This window comes from Autumnicola edwardsiae (genome assembly GCF_031846505.1).
Taxonomy (GTDB): Bacteria; Bacteroidota; Bacteroidia; order Flavobacteriales; family Flavobacteriaceae; genus Autumnicola; species Autumnicola edwardsiae.
In genome coordinates this window covers 1-4746 of sequence record NZ_JAVRHP010000146.1, presented here as the reverse complement: position 1 = coordinate 4746, position 4746 = coordinate 1, and the positions used below count along the sequence as shown (strand labels likewise).

The window sequence follows — 4746 nt, the reverse complement described above, 5'->3', positions numbered from 1 at the left end:
AAGATTTCATAATATTCGTTTTAGATTTACTTCCCATAGAGCCGTCCGCTGTTACCATTTTTTGTTGCTGATACATTTTCAAGAATTGGAATAAATAAGGACTTATAAAAAGGAGGCACGACTGGCTTATGCAGTCCGTTTAATTTCCAATTATTGGTATTTTGCTTTCAAAAAAAGGTAGGGACAGCGGCGGTGCGGGAGTAGGTGTAAATGCTTTTGTGAAGTACCAAAACATAGGAAGCGGGACTAAATGATTAAATGGAATTCCGATGAAGCGGACTCCGTTCACGATTTCGTATTGGAATGGAGTGCGCTTCCCGGCAGCGCGGGAAGGGCAAACGAAATGGAAAGCAGAAATTGGGGATGGTGTCCATGACCTTTACAGGGAAGCTCTTTGCCCGGAATGCAGCTTTTCGCGAAATGGAGTGGCAATGTGCTCACCGGGTTACGAAAACCGGTTACTCTTGTTATGTAGGATTCAAAACGGACTTGACTTTAAAGATGTAGATTGGGAATGGAGCGTTCTTGCCTTTTTTTCTGGCAGGGTCAGCGCAATGGAAATTGTAATCTTTGAAGTCAAGACCTTTGTAAGGAAGTGCTTTTCCCAGAATGGAGCTTTTTCTGCGGAATGTAGGGGAATAGGCTTACTAGGATTCTTCCTAAGACGTTCCAAATAAATCCTTTTTGTTGAAGATAAAAAATCGTTTAAGGCACTGGATAAAGCTTTAATGACATTCAACCATTTCATAGACAGCATCGAATAATCCAGGCGCTTCTGTTAGAATTTTGTCGAATAGATTTTTCAATCTTAGCATTATTACGAATAATACCCTTGGCCATAAACGCTAATTCCTCTGGATCAGCCCCAGAGGAATTGGAAGATCAGACAGAGTTAATTTACAGACTCAAAAGTTAATTTAGAATTACATCTTCTGAAAAAATATAGCCTGTAAAGTTTTAATACTTGCCTGAAAACTGGAGTATTCAAAACTGGCATTGAGAATATCATTTGCCTCCATAAGCCATGGATCCGGTGCATCGGGCACTGAAAAACCTGAGAGGGGATTGACTTTTGGCAAGAGCTTAATTAGAACAACTATTTTTTATTGTATTAGGTTTTTACAGGATTTTGACAGCAATTTATAACCCACTGTTATACTTTTATTCATATTAATAAAAAAGGAGCATGGTGATTGATAGAATGAAAATTGCGCAACGTATTAAAGGTTTGAGATACCAGTCCAGATATTCTCAGCAGTATATAGCAGATAAATTATTTATTAGTCAGGCAGCATACTCTCTCCTGGAGAATGGTCAGAATTGTATTGCATTGGACCATATTATCAGGCTTAGCTGCATATACCACAAGACTACCGACTTCCTTTTACTTGGAAAAGAATCAGAACACTTAAGCTAATTTTAAGCCATTCTTTAGGAAGAAGGTAAGCTATTTTTCAGGTAATCAGCATGAATACTGTTGCTATGCATTTGAGTCTGAAAGTGAATCTTTCCGCCGGGCCTTGTTCTTTTGCTGGAATTCTGAAGGTGTGATCTTATAAGATTCTTTAAAAACCTTTGAAAAATAACTTTTATTACTGAGTCCCACGCTGTTGGCTACTTCAGAGACATTAAAATCTGTATGTAATAATAAATTTCTCGCAATGTCCAAACGGGTCTTATGAATGAATTTATTGACCGTACTGTCGAACAACATCTTGAAACCGTATTGCAGTTTGTTAACGTTCAAACCAACTTCTTTAGCTATTTCTTCCACGCCGGGACTTTCAGCAATTTGTTCTTCAATATAATCAACAGCCCGTTGAACTTGTTCTACTTCAGAGGTACGTAATAGTCGGCTTCTATCTCCATCTTCCTGGCTATCCAGATAAAGAATAATTTGCTTTATCAGGATTTGGTAAGCAACGCCTTCAAGATAGATCTTCCGTAGATAATCTACTTCTCCAAAATCATACATCTTCTTAAACAGATTTGCCAGGTCCAGGCTAAGATGATCTCTATAATAAAATTTCTTCTTTGCCTCTACATCTTCAAAAAGGGCTTTTAAATCTCCTTTTAAGTTTTTTAATTCACAGCCCCTTTTTTCGCTGAAGATCTTTCGGTTAATCTCCAGACTATGTATCCTAGTATGTTCATCTGCCTTAAAATTTAAGATATGACCAGTCTCTGATTCACTGGCAACAATAGCGGTTTGATACTTTTCTATATGGTGCCCGTCTTCCTTATCATCCTGAAAATGGTGCTCTATAAATCCCTCCAGCACATAAAGAAATTTTAGAGGATGTACCTCATTAACACTAAAGCATACCTGGGTATCTTGTTTAAAAGTACAATCGTACAGCAAAACTCCGAGTCCGCCCTCTGTATCAATTCCGGTTATAAAACCAGATCCAACTTTAGGAGGAAGGTGAAGTGTGTATTCCTCACATTTTTTTTCAAATTTTACATTAAGAGCTTCGGCCAAATCATGAATTACATGACTCGCCGACATAGACCTTAAATCAAGAGTTTTCATAGTCTAGTATTAATCTTTTAAAAGTAGTATTTATTTCCTGAACGTCACAAAATCGGAATAATTATCCGGGTTAAAAAGTTTTTCCAGTTTTAAATTCGGTTTAGAAGTCAGCAAAATTGAATTCTTCCAAGACCTTTTTAAGGAGGCATTTCTTGAGATGAAGATTTTTCTGTAGAATGGCAGGGGGACGTATTCTATGCAGAACCTCTAATTTTGCAAAATAAATATTTATTCCTAGAAGCAGAGATTTCAATAATAAATAAAAAATTGAGAAATAGGTTTTAATAGAATCTTTCATTAATTTTAACAACTCTTTAAAATTTGTTGGATTCTAAAATAACACCAAGAGTTGAAAAATTATATGTCATATAACAATAGAAACCATACGAATAAGGAACTTCAGGAATTATCCGATCTAAATAAAAGCAGAAAATTATTACGCACCGTTTTTGACACCACTAACCAGGCCATAGCAGTATTTGAAACCATTTATAATGAGGATTCCACTATTAAGGATTTTAAGTTTATTGAAGTAAATAAAATATTAATGGACATGTACTTGGATACTAATCCTTTGGGAAAAACGTATCTGGAAACTTCTCAGTATGGAGTTAAAATGGGAATATTCGAGGCCTTCAAAAATACAATGGAATCGGGACAGGCTATAGATAAAGAATTCCACTTTGATAAGGATGGGAATAGTAGATGGTTCCGCATGACTGCGAAGCCTCAAGATAATCTTTTAATAGCTGCTATAGAAGATATTAGTCTCCGTAAAATCGAAGCTGAGAAATTGAAGGAGGATATTAGGTTCAAACAAAATCTGGCAGAGGCATCACCGGAAACAATTCTAATTATCAATCTTAGCAGTTACTGCGTTCGGTATATAAACAACCACATTTTTCCTGAAGCAGGAATGACCAAAGAGAGAATTCAAGGAACACCGCTTTTAGAAGTGCTTCCTTTCATTCATCCACAGGATCGGAATAAGATTGTCAATATGCATAAAAAATTAGTAAAAGCTGCTGACGATGAAGTTATAGAAATTGAATTACGACTAAAATTAAGAAATGCCTCTTGGGAATGGTTTAATATCCGCGGCAAAATTTTTGAACGCCAAAATGCTAATTGGGTGGAAGAATATATTCTTATAGTTAGAAATATTACCGAATATAAAAGCACCCAAGAAGCTTTATTCAAAGCTGAAAGACTTTCCATTCAGGGAGAAGTTGCGCGTATCTTCGCTCATGAATTACGAAATCCTTTAGCTAGTATTCGCATGGCAACAGATATTTTAAATAATAAACTAGATGTTGAGCAAAAGAAAAAAATTGAAAATTATTTAGAAATTCTCTCCAGAAGTACAAAAACAATAGACAACCTGATAGGTAATTTACTAAATGCTTCCAATTATTCCCCTGCAGTACTGGTAAAAGAAAACCTTGTTGAAATTATAAACGACACTCTCAATAAAGCTTCCGATAGAATCTATCTTGCCGGAATAAAAGTTGTTAAAGGGTATGAGGAACCTGCTTATATTCTTGCTGATAAAGAAAAATTTGTCATTGCATTGCTGAATATAATAGTCAATGCCACTGAAGCCACGATACCCAATGAAGGAATATTAGAAATAAAAATAAAGAAACATCTTACTGAAAGTGTCCTAAGTATCCAAGATAACGGGTACGGATTAAAGCAACCCGAAATAGATCGCTTATTTGATGCCTTTTATACCAGTAAAGAAACCGGAGTGGGTGTAGGTTTAACCTCAGTAAACAATATTCTTGAAGAACATGATGCACAAATAAAAGTAAAGAGCACTCCTAACGAAGGCACTTGTTTTGAAATATTTTTTCAGAATGATCTTTTATAAAAGTTATCTATAAAAATTCACTAATTTTTCAATACTACTCCAACCTTACATCTTGCACTACCTACAACGTTTCGATGTTCAAAACTTGAATACTCAAAGGCAATTAATGGGATTTAGGATGCTGGTATTACCTTAAAATTTCTGAAATAGATCGCTATTTTGACAATAAAAAATCTAGTTTAAGGTACTGGATAAACTTTGAATGGCATTAAGAAAAGTAGAATGCCGATTGAATTAGAACCCAAAAAATATTTTCTAGCCCGGATTATTGATAATGTAACCTTTTTTCGGCCTTGTTCTTTGTGTTTAATTTACTGCGTAACGAATGCATATCCGATGA

4 protein-coding genes are annotated in these 4746 nt (G+C 35.5%); 3 read left to right on the top strand and 1 reads right to left on the bottom strand.

From position 1 onward, the window contains the following. The first annotated feature begins 269 nt into the window (after window positions 1-269). Both RM529_RS15900 and RM529_RS15895 read left to right on the top strand, forming a co-directional pair. Window positions 270-677: a hypothetical protein gene (locus RM529_RS15900; RefSeq protein ID WP_311485732.1), complete on the top strand. Its 408-nt coding sequence runs from the start codon at window positions 270-272 to the stop codon at window positions 675-677. Between the two features lie 509 nt (window positions 678-1186). Beyond that, window positions 1187-1417: a helix-turn-helix domain-containing protein gene (locus RM529_RS15895; RefSeq protein WP_311485731.1), complete on the top strand. Its 231-nt coding sequence runs from the start codon at window positions 1187-1189 to the stop codon at window positions 1415-1417. A gap of 63 nt (window positions 1418-1480) precedes the next feature. Here RM529_RS15895 and RM529_RS15890 read toward each other — a convergent pair whose 3' ends face one another. Beyond that, window positions 1481-2533: a helix-turn-helix domain-containing protein gene (locus tag RM529_RS15890; RefSeq protein WP_311485730.1), complete on the bottom strand. Its 1053-nt coding sequence runs from the start codon at window positions 2531-2533 to the stop codon at window positions 1481-1483. A gap of 361 nt (window positions 2534-2894) precedes the next feature. Between RM529_RS15890 and RM529_RS15885 the strand changes: the two genes are divergently transcribed. Continuing rightward, the gene (locus tag RM529_RS15885) at window positions 2895-4406 is read left to right on the top strand and encodes a two-component system sensor histidine kinase NtrB (RefSeq protein ID WP_311485729.1); all 1512 of its coding nucleotides are present in this window, start codon (window positions 2895-2897) and stop codon (window positions 4404-4406) included. The last annotated feature ends 340 nt before the right edge of the window (window positions 4407-4746 follow it).